Origin of the sequence: Polyangium jinanense (genome assembly GCF_028435265.1) — a bacterium.
Lineage (GTDB): Bacteria > Myxococcota_A > Polyangia > Polyangiales > Polyangiaceae > Polyangium > Polyangium jinanense.
Map to the genome: position 1 here is coordinate 1 of NZ_JAGTJK010000006.1, position 14,063 is coordinate 14,063.

Genomic DNA, 14,063 nt, shown 5'->3' on the forward strand with positions numbered 1-14,063 from the left:
GCACTCCAGCACGCTCGGGTCGCGATGGGCCGACCTTTCGCGTGCCCTTCGCTTTGCTCTTCTCCTTCGTCGTACTGGCCATTCCGGTGCCAGGTGCACTCGGAGCTGCCTCATCCCATCTAGCACGATTCGCGCAGGATGGATGCGAGCCTACCGGGGTTTGTCAGAGTCGAATTCCTTTGCAAAGGACACCACGAGGAGGTAGATGCCGGCAGTTCCAGAAGACATACCGGAGGACCACCATGGCTGAGAGCCCGCGAGAACCCTACGACGCCATCGTGACGAGCATTGACGACGTGCCGGTTGCACGCGTCACAGCGGACGCTCTCATGCGCCTGCCCGCGCACACGCGCGCGTGGCCCATCGTCGTGTCGGCCGAAGACGTGCAAAGCGCGGTGGAACAGGCCGTCGCGGGACTGACCGTCGTTCCGCTCTACGAGGGAAAAACCATCGAGGGACTCTCGGACGCCGAGTCCGCGGACCTTCGGGAGATGGCCTCCACCGTCATCCGTCTGCTCTCCGCCGAGCTGGCGTCGGGGATTTATCGAACGAAACACACGTACGCGTACATCACCGGTTCGCTCGTCGCGACGTCGCACGCCGAAGTTCGGAAGCGCCTCGCCGCCGCGGGGCTTCGCATCGCATCCCTCGCCGAGGTGCTCGCGACCCTGCCGCGGGAGCCGGAGAGCAACGAGGCTGCCGTGGCCTCCGTGGGAAAGACGTTCGAGGCGCCGATGCGCGAATATCTCGCGACCGGGGGTCCCATCTCCGAAGAGCTCCGAGACGCGTCGAAGATGCCCTGGCACGCGTATCTCACGAAGGCGGTCGAGCGATGGAATCCCGAGATTTCCGGTCGAATTCTCGATCTCTGGCTCGCCACGCGCGGCGAAGACGTGCTCGGCACCGCGGGGTATCTCCCGCTGGAGGAGGACGCGAAAGCGCCCGAGCTCGGGTTCGACAGGACGCAAGCTCTCGCCGACATGCTCGCGGCGCGTGGGCTCTCGCCCGTCCTTTCGGGCCTCACCGCAGCGCGGGCGATGCTCGGGCCGTCGGCGGACTTGCTCTGTGCTCGATGGCTCGCGAACCCGGCATCCTTCTCCGTCGACGCGCTCGGACTCCCGCTTGCGCAGGCCGCACTCGCGGCGGCGGTAGGCACCCTGCTGCGCGCGGCGCCGTCCGTTCGCGCGCGCGTCGAGCCGCTCCTCGCCGAGCACCACCCGGCCTTCGGGCTGGAGGCGTTGAAGCGGCTCCTCGACTACGACGACGGCCATTATGCGAAGCGTCTCGACGACGCGCACCTGGCGACGGCCGCGAACGGCGCGAAGCTCGTCGATCTCCTCAACCTCGCGAGCAAAGTCGATGAGCTACGCGGCACCACGGCCAAAGAGCGCTCCGCGAAATCGTTTGTGCTCGAAGCATGGGGGAAGACGGTCACGACCGGTGCGTTCGCGCAGGGCGTCAGCGATGCGCTCGGACGCCTCGACAAGGGCGTGATCGACAGCCAGGTGGTCTGGGAGGCGCTCACGCGCGGCTTCCAGGATGCGCCGCACGATCCGCTCGGGATCGGCGACGCACCGCCCTTCGCGCTGTATCTCATCGTGCGACAGCTCGCGAAGCCGAAGGGCGCCGCCAAATCGAAGCTCGTCGCGTGGTGCGAGGCGCACCCGAATGGCCTCGGAGCGTACACGGCGACGTTCGCGAAGAAGGTCGGCGACGCGGAGAAGCCCGCGCCGCCACCGTACGATCCTGCCGATCTCGCCGGCCTTCCGTCGGCGCTCGCCAAAGCGTGGAAGTCGGCGCGCGAGAAGAGCTGGAAAGTCGGGGTCCGTCTCCCGGCCGGCGCATCGGCGAAGATTCTCGCCGCCGCCGAAAAGGCGTTCGAGGCGCCTCTGCCCGAGGATGTGCGCTCGTTCTACGTCCTGCACGACGGCGCGGGCGAAGACGAGTGCTTCCGTAGCTGCCGCCTCTACTCCATGGCCGAGGCGCTCGAGGAGCGCGCCATGCTGCGCTCGCTCGCGGACGTGACATCGTTTCCGGCCGAGTGGCTCCCGGTCACCGACGACGGCGCCGGCAATCATGCATGCGTCGTCATGCGCGGGAAAAACGTGGGCGAAGTGTTCGACTTCGACCACGAGACCGGCCCGGGTCGCAGGCTCGCGAAGAGCTTTGCGAGCTTCGTCGAGCGCGGCGACTGGGAGTGAACCACGAGCCGAGCCACGAGACGCTCCTCGCTCCTTCACGCCCGCAGCGCCCGCTCACTCTCTTCCGCCCAGGTTAGCCACGCGCGCTCGCGCGTGATGCCGAGGCGCAGCGTCAGATAGATCAACTTCTTCCACCGCGGCATCTCATCGATCGGCTCCGCATAATACTTCGCCTCGATCGCCTCGAACGTGGCGAGCAGCGCCGCATGGCGTTCGCGCGCGAGCGCAAGCTGGGCGCGCAGATCCTCGATGCCGACGAGTTCGGCCGCGAAAAACTTGATCATCAGCGGGTCGGCGTGACGGGGCGCCTCGGGCGGCTCGCGGAACCAGTCGGCGAAGGCACGCCGGCCTTTCGCCGTGATCGTGTACACCTTCTTGTCCGGCTTGCCCTGCTGCTCGACTTCCTTGAACCGCACGAGCCCCGCCTCGGCGAGCGTCGCGAGCTCGCGGTACACCTGCTGGTGCGTCGCGCGCCAGTAGAAGCCGGCGACCTCGTCGAACTCCTTGGTGATCTCGTAGCCCGTGGCCGGGTGCGTGCCGACGATGGCCAGGATCAAGTGCTTCAGGGACACGGCGAGACTCCTCCGATCGACCTACCTATGCACATGGTTGCATATCCCAACGCTGGATGCTAGGACCTATGCAACACGGTGCATAGGTGGTCACGATGCCTTCGCTGAAGATGCTGTCCTCCGAGCGCATGCGCTGGGCGATCCTCGCCCTCGGCGCGGTGGCGCTCTGCTTCTCGAACGGCGTTCACGCCAACGTCTTCGCCGCTTGGGTCGCGCCGGCCTTCCTGTTGCGCTTCGTGATGATGTCGCCGCCGCTCTCCGGTTTCGCCGCGACGGCGGCCGCGTGTGGCGTCGCCTCCTTCGTCACGTTTCGAGGCGCCATTCCCATGCCGGACGCGGAGTACGCCGTCACGAGCGCGATCTCCGGCATCCTCGGCGCGATTCCTTGCTTGTTGCACCGTCTCGCGGCCCCGCGGCTCGGAGGCGTGCCGGGCTCGCTCGTGTTCCCTACAGCGAGCGTCACGCTTCTCTATGTGACCTCTCTCGGCAGCCCGTTCGGCACGTGGGGGAACGACGCGTACGTCGAGCTCGATTTCCCGCTGCTACCGGAGCTCGCCTCGGTGACGGGGCTGTGGGGCGTCGCGTTCTTCGTCCCGTGGTTCGCCAGCGCGGTGCAGGGGCTTTTCGAATCGCGCGCGCCTCGCGCCAATCCAGCGCTCGTGGCGTTCGGCGTATGCTTGACCCTCGCGCTCGGCTACGGCGCCTGGGCCCGCTACGCGCCTTCGCCCGCGCGTCAAACCGTGCGCGTCGCGGCGCTCAACAATCCTGCTTCCCTGAGCCATCTCTTCTTCGAAGGCTGCCCCGGGCGCGAGGACATCACCTGCCGCACCGAAAACAGCCGCGCACGTCTCGACGCCCTGTTCGCGACGTCCAAAACCGCAGCCCAGAACGGCGCGCGGGTGATCGTCTGGTACGAGGGCGCGGCGCAATACGACGAAGGATTCGAGCCCGAGTTCGTCACGCGCGCACAGGACTTCACCCGCCAGCACGACGTCTACCTCGTCGCCGGCGCCCTCCAGGTCCCCCGGGATCCCGGCGCGCTGATGACCAACAAGGCAATGGTCTTCACGCCCGAGGGCCGCCTCGCGTTCGAATATGTGAAGTCGATTCCCGTGCCTGGCGAGCCCATCGTCGCGGGCAATGGCCAGGTGCAAACGCTCGACACGCCGTACGGACGCATCGGCGTGATCATCTGCTTCGACGCCGATTTCCCCGCGCTCGGTCGCCAGGCTGCGCTGCGGGGCGTCGATCTGCTGCTCGTGCCAGCCAACGATTGGCGCGCGATCACGCCGCTGCACGGAGAGATGACGGTGTTCCGCGCGATCGAGGGTGGCTTCAGTCTCATGCGGGCGGCGAGCAACGGTTTGTCGGTCGCAACCGACGCGCGCGGCGTGCGCCTCGGGTCGAACGATTCTTTCGCGTCGCCGGGCACCGTCCTGTACGCCGACATGCCGATCGCGGGCCACGTGACCGTGCACGCCAAATACGGCGACTTCTTCGCTTACCTCTGCGCGCTTTCTCTCGCAGCCCTCATGGCCGGCGCGATCTGGTCGGCGCGGCGGCGCGTGTCACAAGCTCGGTGATGTACCCGCTTCAGTCCACCGGCAAAAACTCCGCATTGTAGACCACCTCCCACAAGTGCCCGTCCGGGTCTTCGAAGTAGCCGGCATAGCCGCCCCAGAACGTCTTTTGCGCCGGCTTCACGATGCGGGCGCCGGCTCGGGCCGCCTGGGCCATCACGTCGTCCACCTCCTGCTCGCTGCGCACGTTGTGGCCGATCGTGAAGTCGGCGGCGGGCCGGGCTTGGGGTCGGGCCATGCCGGTGTCGTGGGCCATGTCCTCGCGCGACCAGAGCGCGAGCCTCAGGCCTGACTGCAGGTCGAAGAAGGCGACGGCGCCGTGCTCGAACTCGCGGCCCATGATGCCTTGCGTGGGCAGGCCGAGGCCGTCACGGTAAAAGGCGAGGGACTTCTCCAGGTCATCCACGCACACGGTGAGGACCGAAATTCTGGGCTTCATGCCGCCCATCTTTCCTCCGATGACGAGCCCCGTCTTGAACAAAACGGACACGCGCGCGGACTCGGTGGATCTGGCCCAGGCCACTGGCCACTATGCCGAGGCGCCGGTGCCGCCGGCGCTGCGCGAGGTGTTCGCCTGCCGGTGGATCCACCGCATGCCGGCGCATGACGCGGCGCCGGTGCTGGTGGTGCCCGATGGCTGCATGGATCTGCAATTCATGCATGACGGGCGACTGCGCGTGGCCGGGCCCGACCGCGAGCCGCAGACCGAGGTCCTGCCGGCCGGTGCGGTGGTGGTAGGCTACCGTTTTCGCCCGGGCGCGGCGGCGGCGTGGCTTGGCGTGCCGGCGCATGTGCTGCTGAACCAGCGCGTCGCGCTGAACGATCTATGGGGCAACGCCAAGGCGGCTCGATGGGCGGTGGACGACCTCGCTGCCCTGGAGCAGCGGCTCGCAGCCCATCGGCCGCACACCTTTCGGATCGACGCGTCGATGGACGAAGCTTTTCGCCTGCTCCGCGGAGCAGACGCGCCGCCGGGCGAGCCGCTGGTTCGCTGGCTTTGCGATCGGCTCTCGCTTTGCGAACGCACCTTGCGCCGGCGCTTCGACGATCACTTCGGTTATGGGCCCAAGACGCTGGACAGGATTCTACGATATCAGCGCTTTCTGCGGCTCGTACGTAGGAAACCACCCGCATCGATGGCCGCGTGGGCCGCCGAGGCCGGTTATGCCGACCAGCCTCACCTGGTGCGCGAAAGCCGACGCCTTGCCCGCCGCACGCCGGGCGACGTGCTGGCGGCGATGCTCGGTGATGGCCGAGCAGCTCGACGATGACACCCCCTGTGGATGAAGCCGAGAGACCCCTCCCCTCCCCGCATCTGCGCGCCGGACTCCCATGAGATCATCTTATACCGCATTCGGTATGCCCCTACCTCATGAGCGCTTCACTGGCGTGTCATCGATGCATTATCACTTTGTTCTGGTTTGAGAGCCGTCCCAAGACGGCTCCGGGGCGTTGAGCCGGGCCGCATGGCAAACGTTGCGACGGGACCCGCTTGGTGCCATCATCATCCACAAATGATGGACGATCCGGTTCTTGTCCGTGTGGTCGAAGCGCTCCGGGCCGTCGAAAACCTGTCCGCGCTCGTACTCGGCGGCTCACGCGCGCGGGGAACGGCCGGGCCCAAGTCCGACTACGACATCGGCCTCTACTACGAGCCGAATGCGCCATTGCAAGTAGAGGCCCTGCGCTCGGCCGTCGCACCGCTGGTGGACGACCCTTCCTCGACGGTGACCCAGATCGGCGAATGGGGCCCTTGGATCAACGGAGGCGGCTGGCTCAGCATCGGCGGCGTCGAGGTCGATCTCCTCTACCGCGACCTCGGCGGCGTGCGCGCCGCCATCGCCGACGCGCGGCAGGGCCGCTTCTCGATGAACTACCAAACGGGGCACCCCCACGGGTTCTGCTCGACCATCTGGATGGGCGAAGTCGCAATTTGCCGGCCGCTCCTCGATCCATTCGGCCTCATCGCCGAGCTGAAGAGCCAAACGTGGCCGTATCCGGAGGCGCTGAAGGACGCGCTGATCACCCGCTTCGGCTGGGAGGTGGGCTTCGCCATCGAAAATGCCGAGATAGCGGCCAGGCGCGCCGAGCGCACGCACATCGCGGGCTGCGCCTACCGGGCGCTGTGCTGCGCGGCCCAGGTGCTGTTTGCCCTGAACGGCCGCTACCTGATCAACGAAAAGGGCGCCGTCGCCGAAGCCGCGACCTACCCGATCACGATCGAGGGCTTGGCCGAGACGGAGGCCGCGATCTGGAGGGACATCGGCGGCGGGGATCACGAGCGCGCGCTGGACCGCTTGCGCGCCATGTCCGCAAGCCTGCGCGCCATCCTTCAGCGAGCGTGAATGAAGGGGTGCCCCCCGCCCCCGCCCGAGGACGTGCTAGGGTCCGCCCCCCATGGATACCCATGCCGCGTTGCACGACGCCCTTGCCGAGTTTTTCGGGGTCTTTTCATCGAATTTTCTCCAAGGACAGCGAGACGTCCCCCCGTTCACTGCGAGGCTCGTGGGGGCGTCGATCGAAGTGCCCCTCAAGGTCGGCGAAGGCGAGCCGATCGTCCTCCGCCAGCGGGGCTCCGCCCTCTACCTCCTCGCCGGACGGTTCTGGGCCGCGGCCCGCGCGAGCGAGGGGCACGGCCAGCGTTGCCTGCTGCCGACGCTCACCCCCTATCCCCTCAGCTTCTCGACGCAATGGAAGAACTGGCAGGACCTCCAACAGGCGGCGCTGCCCGCGGTGGGCCGAATCGCGTTGGCGCTTGATAACGATGCGCACGAAGAGGCGGTCCTCCTCGTCCGGCACATCCTCGACGTCGACGCCGGCTATTGGCTCGAGCTCGAGCGCGCCGTGCCAAACGAGCTTCGGAAGGAGGTGCTCGCGAAGCTGTCCGAACTCAAGGAGCGGACCCATTCGACCTCCTCGCTCGGCGGCCACCTGAAAGTGCTTGCGTCTCATACCGGGAGCAGCGATCCGCGCGAGCGCCTCTTCGTGGCCAAGCATTATCGATACACCACGAAACACCTCTCGAGCGACAATCACCTCACGTTCCTCAAAAACATCCAGCCTGCGCTCGAGGCGTGGCTGAAAGAAGAGGACGGCGCCATCTTCGAAACGGCGGTCGGGATCGCCGAGATGCTCGGGTACAAGCTGTTCGAGCGCGGCGCCTACGCCGAGGCCGAGCCCTTGCTGTCGGCGGCGCTCGACGCGGGGATTGCCGGCGCGGAGCTCTTGCGCGCTCGCTGGGAATGCCGGCTCTACCGCGGCGATGAGCGCGCCGCCGCGGAGGATTGGCGCGCGGCCGAGCCGATCGACGACCCGGCGCAAGGGCTCTCGCTCGGCTTCTTTTATCGGGGCGACCGGCAGGATCGAAAGGCGATAGGGCTCGGGCGGGTGGCGCGATCCCTCGGGAAGCTCGCGAGCGGGGAAGACCCGTGCCGCGACCGGCCGAAAACCAAAAAAGCCAAGGCCATCTCCGAGACAGAGCGTTCGTCGCACCTCGCGAGGGCGCGCGTGTTCGCCGACGACGCGGTTGCCCTCGTCGACGAGCGCGCTCGAGGCGACGAGGCGCGCGCCCGCGCCGGCCAGGGAGTCACGGATCGCGGCTTCGAGACGCGCATCTTCGCCGCGCGGGCCTTGGTCCGCGAAGGATTGGGAGACACCGCCGGCGCGCTCGACGATTATCGCCGGGCGCGGACGCTCGCCACCGCCGCCGGGCTTTCCTGGCAAGGCGACCTCCATGGAGACGACATCCGGCGCCTCGAGGGTGCGGGCAAGGGCAAGGAGAATGGAGGCGCGATCCCGGAGAGCTTCGACCCCAAATGGTTCCTCGCGAGCGAGCGCGGCGACGACGAACGCAGCCGAGCGGCCGCCGTCTGGTGCGCAGAGCCCTGGCGGGTGGTCCCCGACGCTCGCCAGCGCGGCACGTCGATTCCGATCGCCTTCGCTTTGGTCAAGGCCATCGTCGATCACTCGGCGGCCCTGTGGAAGCTCGGCGAGGCGGACGGCGTGAAACTGCCTGATCGGCTCGAATTCGTGCAGCGGGCCCGGCCGCTCCTCGATCGTTATGCCGACCGGCGCGACGCCGACCGTCTGGAAAGCGTCCTCGACGACGCGCACGAGATCGCGTTCGATGTCTTTCCCCGCCATGAAAAGGCCGAGCGTGCGCCTTTCTTCGTTTTCCTGCGCGCCATCGGCGACGCCGAGACGATCGACGAGGCGCGTGTCCTCTCCGCGCTCGACGACGACGCGTGGAGCCGCTTGCGGCGGCATCTCGAGGCCAAGCTCGACGAGCTCGACCCGCTGCGTGACGTCTTCGATGCGACCGTGCGCACCGGCGCGCCCATGGATGCGGTCGTCGCGGCGCTTGCCGCCTACCAAGAGCTCTTCCGGAACGATTGGGGATCCTTCGCCACGCCGCGGCCGGCCTGGGAGAAGCTCGCCAAGCCGCTCGAGCGGGCGGACGGCGCGAAGCTCGCCCCGGCGCTGATCGAATTCATCCGCCGCGAACAATCCGTGCCTGGTCATTACGGCCTGACGCGCCTGCCGGCGAAGTCCCTCTGGCCGCTCTTCTACGCATGGCACCCCTCGACCGAGGCATTCCTGCTCGAGGCGCTCGCGGGGAAACTCGACCATGGAAAGAGCCTCTCCGCGACGCAACGCAAGACGCGCCACGAATGCCTCACCTGGTTTGCCAACGAGAAGAAGCTCGCCAAGCTCGGCGCGGCGCTGGCGAAGAGACGCCGGTAGCAGGGACAGTCGATTTTTCCCGTGATGGAGGAGGACGTGCGTCCCTTGTCTTCATGGGACCCGCGAAAAAACGCGAGCACCGCGGACCGTTCTCCGGCAAGGTGCGTGTTTAGAGGTCCCCGGAGCAGCATTGTCCCTGCGGCTCGGGAAAACGTCTCGTTCTTTCACCACGAAACAGAGGTCCTTTTTATGAACATCGTTCATCGAGGAACGTCCGGCGGGATCCTCATCGCCGCGCTGGCGACGCTCATGGCGTGCGGCGGCGGCAGCAGCGACCCCGGCGCCGGTGGCTCGGGCGGCACCGGCGGCACCGGCGGCGCTGGCGGAATGGGTGCCGGGGGCAGCGCCGGCATGGGCGGCGGTGGGGGCGACATGCCCGACGCGGGGCCCGATGCATCGACGGGTGGAGGCACGCCCGGCGGCACCGTCGAAGTGCTCGCGGGCGCGGTGGGCGAGGCGGGAAACGTCAATGGCCCCAAGGGCACCTCCCGGCTCCGCGATGTCGGAGGGATGGTCTATATCGCGCCGACGCTTTATGTCGCCGACCGCCGTGATGCCATCCACAAAATCGATGTGAACACCGGCGTCATGACCACCGCCCCCAACGACGACGGCATAGACGCCGAGTTCTTTCAGCCGATCGCGCTGGCGACCGGCGGCGGGAACTCGCTCTACGTGCTCCAGGGGCTCAAGACCATGAATGGCGTCGTGGGGCAGGTCTCTCGGTACAACGTGGGGAGCGGCGTCATCGAGTCTGAGATCACGCCCGATTCTTACCAGGATCTCCCTTATGAGCTGATCAACCCGGTGCCCTTCGCGGTCGAGCCGTCCGGGAATGTCCTCGTCGGGGAGAAGGCGCGCGTCTCGCCTTCGACGCTCATGGTCTCGGATATCGGGATCCGGGAGGTCTGGGGCACGAGCGCGACGCTGACCGCGTGGGTGCCGGCGAATGGCACGACGTACACGGTGCATCGATTGCCATCGTTCGTGCTCGAGAGCGATCTCGCCGCCAAGACCTGGAAGCTCGTCGCCGGCACCGACATGAACCAGGCCGAGCCGGCCGCCGACGGCCCCAAGGAAACGGCGCGATTCTCCAATCGTGCTGGCGGCGCGACCTATGACGGCAATGGGCACCTCTACGTCGCTGACACCAACGCGAACGCCGTACGCAAGGTGGATCTGGCGACTGGAGCGATCACCACCGTCATCGGCGAGCTCTCGCCCGTCGGAACCATCGTGACCGGCGACCTGAAAACAGCGCGTTTGCACCACCCGCAATGGGTGACGTGGCTCGGCGACGGCAAGCTCGCCATCGGCTGCCCCGAGGATTTCGTCGTGCTGATCGCCAGCGGCCTCTGACGGAGTCGCGCCTTCTCTTTACGGCATCACGGGCTGCAGTACAATCGGAGGCTTAAACGTCCATCCCGGTCACGCAGCGCGGAGCCCGATTCATGACGAACCTCAGCCCCAGCCTGCACGCCCACCGTCACCTGCGCGCCGCGATGACCCTGTCGAGCTGGGAGGCGGGCTGGCGCTCGCTCCTGCTGCGCGGGTACGTCGATCCGCCCGAGGTCGAGGAGTTCAAAACGCCGGCCACGGCCGATCATCTCATCGTGCTCGTCACGGGCGGCGCCTGCGACATCGAGGTGCGTTATGGCGGACACTGGCAGTCGATGCATTACGAGCCGGGTCACATCGGCATGACCGCCCCCGGCCAGGAGGCGACGCTCCGCTGGCACGGCCAGACCACGCACAGCACGCTGCAACTGCACCTGCCCACGCCGACGCTCCAGCGCGTATTCAGCGATCTCTCCGCCGGTGATCCCGAACGACTCGAGATGCCGAGTATGCTGGGGAGCGTCGATCCGCTCGTGGAGCAGATCATGCTCGGCCTCGCGCGCGCCCTTTCGGCCGGCGTGCCCGATCTTTATGCGGAATCGGCCGGCGAGCTTTTGGCCGCGCACCTTTTGGTCCACCACGCACGTCGGCCGGCGCCGCGACCGGTGACCGCGCGCGATACGCTGCGGCTGCGTCGGGTCGAAGCGTTCATGCGCGAGCACCTCGGCGAACCGCTCTCCCTGGAGACGCTCGCGGAGCAAGCGGGCGTGAGCCGCTTCCATTTGCTGCGGCTGTTCAAACGCGCGAACGGGGAGACGCCGTTCGCCCGCCTGACGCGGCTGCGCATCGAGGAGGCGCAGTCCCTCCTCGCGCGCGGCCGCCAGTCGGTGACGGAGATCGCGCTCGCCTGCGGCTATCAGAATCCGGCGCACTTCGCCTCCGCATTCCGCCGGCTGGTCGGCGTGTCCCCCACAGACTATCGGCGCAGCGCCCGCTAGCCGGTCCTCTCGCGCGCGTCGTGCCGGCGGGCTCACGCATGGCAATCACGCGGTGCTCCACGGCAATCCTGCGAATGCCCCCGTGCGCGTGCGGACGTAGAATCCTCTCGTCGAGACGTGACAAGCGCTCGATCAGGAGAAGGACGACATGGCAACCGAGAGAGTGGCGATCGTGACGGGTGCGTCTCGCGGCATTGGCGAGGCGGTCGCGAAGCGTCTGGCGCGGGACGGCTTCAGCGTCACCATCAACTACGCCGGCGAGGCGGCGGCCGCCGAGGCGCTTGCGCAGTCCATCGAAGCGGCGGGCGGCCGCGCGCGGGCCATCCAGGCGGACGTGAGCGATCCGGCCGCGGTGCGCGCGCTGTTCGACGCGACGGAGGCGGCGTTCGGCGGCGTCGACGTGCTGGTGAACAACGCCGGCATCATGGTGCTCGGCGCGATCGCCGACGTCGATGATGCGACGTTCGCGCGGCAGGTGGCCATCAATCTCCAGGGCACGTTCAACACGCTGCGCGAAGCTGCGCGGCGTCTGCGAAGTGGCGGCCGCATCATCAACTTCTCCTCGAGCGTGGTCGGCCTGCTCCAGCCGACCTACGGCGTGTACGCGGCGACCAAGGCGGGCGTGGAGGCGCTGACCAGCATCCTGGCCAAGGAGCTGCGCGGCCGCAACATCTGCGTCAACGCGATTGCACCGGGCCCGACCGCGACGCGACTGTTCCTCGACGGCAAGTCGCAGGAGGCGATCGATCGGCTCGCGAAGCTCGCGCCGCTGGAGCGGCTCGGGCAGCCGGAGGACATCGCGGCGGCGGTCTCGTTCCTCGCGGGGCCGGATGGGGCGTGGATCAACGGGCAAACGCTGCGCGCCAATGGCGGGATCATCTGAAGGAGGACAACCGATTGCCCGCTCTCCAGCACGTGCGAGACCATGGAAGGCCACGGCGAACCGGTGTTGCTCATGGCCCCCAAGCAGCTACGGATCGTGCGACGCTCGTTTGGGAAAAAGGCGCGCCGAGGAATCCGCCCAACGCTTCATCGAAGCGTGAAGCTGACGCCACCGGAACTCGATTGACGTGGACGCCCACGCGTGGTAACGCGTCTTCCCTTCATGTTACCCGGAATTCGAGACAAAGTCGCCATCGTCACTGGACATCGCAGTGGTATCGGCAAAGCGGTGGCGTCGTTGCTCAAGGAGCACGGCGCGCGTGTTCACGGCTTCGACCTCCCCGACGTCGACCTGCGTGATCTCAAGGCCATCGACGCCCACGTGACGCGCGTCGCCACGCTCGAGGGGCGGATCGACATTCTCGTCAACAATGCCGGCGTCACGCACCTCGGCAACCTCGTGGACACGTCGCTCGAGGCGATCGACGACGTGCTCACCGTGAACCTCAAGGCGCCCTTCCTGCTCATGCAATCCGTGATTCCCATCATGTTGCAGAATGGCGGCGGCGCGATCGTCAACAACGCGAGTGATCAGGCCTTCATCGGCAAGCGCGACAGCGCGATTTACGGCGCGTCGAAGGCGGCCATCGCGCAGCTCACGAAGAGCGCTGCCCTCGACTGGGGCCCCCGCGGCATTCGCGTCAACTGCGTCGCGCCGGGCAGCACCGATACCCCGATGCTGCGCCAGGTGCTCTCCGTGCTCTCCGAACGAATGAAGGTGACGAGCGACGACGTCTACAAGGCCGCCGTCCCGCTCGGCCGTTTCGCGGATCCGAGCGAGATCGCCTGGGCCATCACGTTCCTCGCCTCGGACGCGGCGTCTTTCATGACGGGCGTCGTCATGCCCGTCGACGGCGGCGGGGTGGCGCAATGAGCGCGCGTGTCGCCCTCGTCACGGGCGCGTCGAGGGGAATCGGCGCGGCCCTCGTCGAGCGATTTCACGAAGGAGGGTTTTCCGTCGCGGCCCTCGCGCGATCCCGCGTGGATTCACCTCACGCGGCGGAGAGCTACGTTTGCGACGTCAGCGACGCGGGCGCGGTCGCGGCGACCGTACGCGCCGTCCTCGCGCGCTTCGGTCGTATCGACGTGCTTGTGAACAACGCGGGGCTCGCCGGGGCAAACTCCCTCGATCCCGAGGGCGACGACGCGTTCTGGCACCAGGTCCTCGCGGTCAACCTGAATGGCACCTATTACCTGTGCAAGCAGGTGCTTCCTCACCTGCCCGATGGGGCTGGGCGGATCATCAATATCTCGTCGGTGCTGGGGCTCAAGGGCGCGCCGGATCAAACGGCGTACACCGCGGCCAAACACGGCGTGATTGGCTTCACGCGGGCCCTCGCGCTGCACGCCGCTCCGCGCCGCATCACCGTCAATGCGATTTGCCCCGGCTGGACACGCACGGCAATGGCCGAAGGCCGCATGCGCGAGCTCGGCCTGGACGAGGCGGCGCTGGGGAAAAGCGTGCCCCTCGGCCGCATGATCGAGCCACGCGAGGTGGCGAACCTGGCGTTCCATCTGGCGTCGGAAGATTCCGCCGGTATCACGGGGCAGGCCATCGTGATTGATGGAGGGGCCCTCGTTTAGGCCCTGGGACGAACTCCGTCGACGAATCCGGTTCGAAGTCTACGGGAAGAGCGCTCTCGCACGTCGCAGGGGTGATCGATCCGATCACCCTGCGATCGAGCGGAT

At 67.5% G+C, this 14,063-nt stretch carries 12 protein-coding genes; 10 read left to right on the forward strand and 2 right to left on the reverse strand.

What is annotated here, in order from left to right:
* Positions 1-242: 242 nt before the first annotated feature.
* Complete coding sequence (locus tag KEG38_RS15000) at positions 243-2,201, forward strand: SMI1/KNR4 family protein (protein WP_272420128.1); 1,959 nt, start codon at positions 243-245, stop codon at positions 2,199-2,201.
* A 35-nt stretch (positions 2,202-2,236) separates the two neighbouring features.
* Here the strand turns inward: KEG38_RS15000 and KEG38_RS15005 are convergent, their stop codons facing one another.
* Positions 2,237-2,773, reverse strand: coding sequence for a PadR family transcriptional regulator (locus KEG38_RS15005; RefSeq protein WP_272420129.1), 537 nt, complete (start codon positions 2,771-2,773; stop codon positions 2,237-2,239).
* Between the two features lie 95 nt (positions 2,774-2,868).
* Here KEG38_RS15005 and KEG38_RS15010 point away from each other — a divergent pair, with 95 nt between their 5' ends.
* Positions 2,869-4,356 (forward strand): nitrilase-related carbon-nitrogen hydrolase, encoded by a 1,488-nt coding sequence (locus tag KEG38_RS15010; protein WP_272420130.1) that lies wholly within the window; start codon positions 2,869-2,871, stop codon positions 4,354-4,356.
* A gap of 10 nt (positions 4,357-4,366) precedes the next feature.
* On the opposite strand, the gene KEG38_RS15015 is transcribed toward KEG38_RS15010, so the two are convergent.
* Positions 4,367-4,843 carry a VOC family protein gene (locus tag KEG38_RS15015; RefSeq protein WP_272420131.1) on the reverse strand — a complete coding sequence of 159 codons (477 nt, stop codon included), beginning with the start codon at positions 4,841-4,843 and terminating at the stop codon, positions 4,367-4,369.
* On the opposite strand from KEG38_RS15015, the gene KEG38_RS15020 reads away from it, so the two are divergent.
* The 8 genes from KEG38_RS15020 (at position 4,827) to KEG38_RS15055 (ending at position 13,958) form a co-directional block, all read left to right on the forward strand.
* A complete protein-coding gene (locus tag KEG38_RS15020; RefSeq protein WP_272420132.1) occupies positions 4,827-5,624 on the forward strand; it encodes a DUF6597 domain-containing transcriptional factor in 798 nt (265 codons plus the stop codon). The two genes, KEG38_RS15015 and KEG38_RS15020, sit on opposite strands and share 17 nt — an antisense overlap.
* A 243-nt stretch (positions 5,625-5,867) precedes the next feature.
* Positions 5,868-6,698: a nucleotidyltransferase domain-containing protein gene (locus KEG38_RS15025; RefSeq protein WP_272420133.1), complete on the forward strand. Its 831-nt coding sequence runs from the start codon at positions 5,868-5,870 to the stop codon at positions 6,696-6,698.
* 52 nt (positions 6,699-6,750) lie between these two features.
* Positions 6,751-9,096 carry a hypothetical protein gene (locus KEG38_RS15030; RefSeq protein ID WP_272420134.1) on the forward strand — a complete coding sequence of 782 codons (2,346 nt, stop codon included), beginning with the start codon at positions 6,751-6,753 and terminating at the stop codon, positions 9,094-9,096.
* A gap of 21 nt (positions 9,097-9,117) precedes the next feature.
* Positions 9,118-10,455, forward strand: coding sequence for an NHL repeat-containing protein (locus KEG38_RS15035; protein WP_272420135.1), 1,338 nt, complete (start codon positions 9,118-9,120; stop codon positions 10,453-10,455).
* Positions 10,456-10,547: 92 nt separating this feature from the next.
* On the forward strand, positions 10,548-11,432 hold the full coding sequence (locus KEG38_RS15040) for an AraC family transcriptional regulator (protein WP_272420136.1): 885 nt from the start codon (positions 10,548-10,550) through the stop codon (positions 11,430-11,432).
* 148 nt (positions 11,433-11,580) lie between these two features.
* A complete protein-coding gene (locus KEG38_RS15045; protein ID WP_272420137.1) occupies positions 11,581-12,315 on the forward strand; it encodes an SDR family oxidoreductase in 735 nt (244 codons plus the stop codon).
* A 222-nt stretch (positions 12,316-12,537) separates the two neighbouring features.
* Positions 12,538-13,248 carry an SDR family NAD(P)-dependent oxidoreductase gene (locus tag KEG38_RS15050; protein ID WP_272420138.1) on the forward strand — a complete coding sequence of 237 codons (711 nt, stop codon included), beginning with the start codon at positions 12,538-12,540 and terminating at the stop codon, positions 13,246-13,248.
* Complete coding sequence (locus tag KEG38_RS15055; protein WP_272420139.1) at positions 13,245-13,958, forward strand: SDR family NAD(P)-dependent oxidoreductase; 714 nt, start codon at positions 13,245-13,247, stop codon at positions 13,956-13,958. The genes KEG38_RS15050 and KEG38_RS15055 overlap by 4 nt, the downstream gene beginning before the upstream one ends.
* Positions 13,959-14,063 lie beyond the last annotated feature (105 nt).

What these genes read in the sequence shown, in the direction of transcription:
- KEG38_RS15000 (WP_272420128.1), top strand. Translation starts at nt 243, where the DNA reads ATGGCTGAGAGCCCGCGAGAACCCTACGACGCCATCGTGACGAGCATT.
- KEG38_RS15010 (WP_272420130.1), top strand. Translation starts at nt 2,869, where the DNA reads ATGCCTTCGCTGAAGATGCTGTCCTCCGAGCGCATGCGCTGGGCGATC.
- KEG38_RS15025 (WP_272420133.1), top strand. Translation starts at nt 5,868, where the DNA reads ATGATGGACGATCCGGTTCTTGTCCGTGTGGTCGAAGCGCTCCGGGCC.
- KEG38_RS15030 (WP_272420134.1), top strand. Translation starts at nt 6,751, where the DNA reads ATGGATACCCATGCCGCGTTGCACGACGCCCTTGCCGAGTTTTTCGGG.
- KEG38_RS15040 (WP_272420136.1), top strand. Translation starts at nt 10,548, where the DNA reads ATGACGAACCTCAGCCCCAGCCTGCACGCCCACCGTCACCTGCGCGCC.
- KEG38_RS15045 (WP_272420137.1), top strand. Translation starts at nt 11,581, where the DNA reads ATGGCAACCGAGAGAGTGGCGATCGTGACGGGTGCGTCTCGCGGCATT.
- KEG38_RS15050 (WP_272420138.1), top strand. Translation starts at nt 12,538, where the DNA reads ATGTTACCCGGAATTCGAGACAAAGTCGCCATCGTCACTGGACATCGC.
- KEG38_RS15055 (WP_272420139.1), top strand. Translation starts at nt 13,245, where the DNA reads ATGAGCGCGCGTGTCGCCCTCGTCACGGGCGCGTCGAGGGGAATCGGC.